Consider the following 1,547-nt stretch of genomic DNA (forward strand, 5'->3'; position numbering starts at 1 on the left):
CACAGCGCCGGGCGCGCGCTTTGCCGATCAGTTGCGCGGTATTTGGGATGTGCGTTTGACCGGTTCAGAGCAGGGCATGCTCGGTTTGCCGGCCAAGGTTGAGCTGCTGCTGGATGTTGGCCCAACCGGCCGGGCGCTTCGTGGCTATTTGGGTTTGCCGAGCACCTTGCGCAGCAACGCTCCGGCCGAATACCGCGTGCAAGGCGATTTAACCGGCATGCCCCAGGGTCAGTTGCGCTGGCGTTTGCTCGGCGCCGACGGTGTGCCGCGTTATGAATTTACGGCGCTGTTGGATGAGGTCTGGGGCTCTTGGAGCGATGCCGGCAGTGCTTCGTTAAATGGGCGCATCCACGACCTGGATCGCGCGCTTAGCCTGCCGGAGCAAGACTGCCAATTTGTCGCGATTAAACGCGCCTTTCCCGAAGCCCGCGAGCGCACGCCATTGGCGCCAGCCTTGCTGGCGTGGTTGGTGTCGCCGCAGCACCGTTTGTTTCACCAACTCTGGCACGCCAGTCGGGATAAATGGCGGCGTCTGGACGATGACAAACGCAGCGCCCTGCGTGGCCTTGGCTGGCAGCCCGGCCCGCGCGAGGCTGAGCGTGGCGCCCGCGGGCGGCGCAAGCATTTAAATGGCTCCGGCGAAGACTTCTTTTTTATGCACCGGCATATGCTCGCCCACGCCAAACGCTTGCAACCGGACTTGCCCACCTGGCACGAACTGCCGCAACCGCCGGTATTTATCGAACACGACCGCCAGGGGTTTATCCGTTACCACGACAATAGCGACGGCAACTCGGTACCGCCGGCCTGGGTGGCTAGCGACGACGAAGAGCTCAGCCTGTGGCTGGCGCAGATCAAAGCCAACGCCACCCACTACAGCAACTTTCAGGTGTGGGAATCGCAGTACCAAGATCCCGAATACCTAAGCCGCCTGACCTTGGCGCAGTTTGGTTCGGAGGTGGAGTTGAATATCCACGACTGGCTGCATATGCGCTGGGCCACGGTGACGCGCGACCCCGCCAATGGTCAGCCGGTCACCGGCGACCGCGAACAGGCCGACTATGCTGCGCGCTGGTTTCGCGCGGAAAACGACTTTCTCGGCGACCCGTTTTCCTCCCATATCAACCCGGTGTTCTGGCGTTTTCACGGCTGGTTGGATGCGCGCATCGAAGACTGGTACCGCGCCCATGAGCGCTTCCACCCAGGCGAAGTGCTGCGCCGGGAGGTGAACGGGGTGAATTGGTTTGCGCCGGGACGATGGGTAGAAGTGGCGGACCCGTGGTTGGGGCCGCTGACCCATGGCTGTGCCGAACCGGGGAGCGCCGGGTTTGCCAGTCAGGTGGCTGGCGAGATGGAAATTGAAGTGATGAAGCTGGCGCTGCGCATCGCTTTGAGTGGCGAGAAAGAAGTGGCGGATTTGCTTAAACGCAGTCCGCGTAGGCCGTGGTATGCGCGCAATTTAAAGCTACAGCGTTAATTCATATGCCGGCGTCGTGGTGCGCACAGCACACCCTACACTGCGGAGCTTGCCAACGTAGGGTGTGCTG

1 protein-coding gene is annotated in these 1,547 nt (G+C 62.0%); it reads left to right on the forward strand.

Features of this window, described 5'->3' with window-relative positions:
* Positions 1 to 1,477 (forward strand): PvdJ/PvdD/PvdP-like protein (locus AAAB16_RS19440; RefSeq protein ID WP_340664811.1); only part of this gene is annotated, 1,477 nt, incomplete at its 5' end.
* Positions 1,478 to 1,547 lie beyond the last annotated feature (70 nt).

The sequence above is a fragment of the Pseudomonas sp. genome, from assembly GCF_037994325.1.
GTDB lineage: Bacteria > Pseudomonadota > Gammaproteobacteria > Pseudomonadales > Pseudomonadaceae > Aquipseudomonas.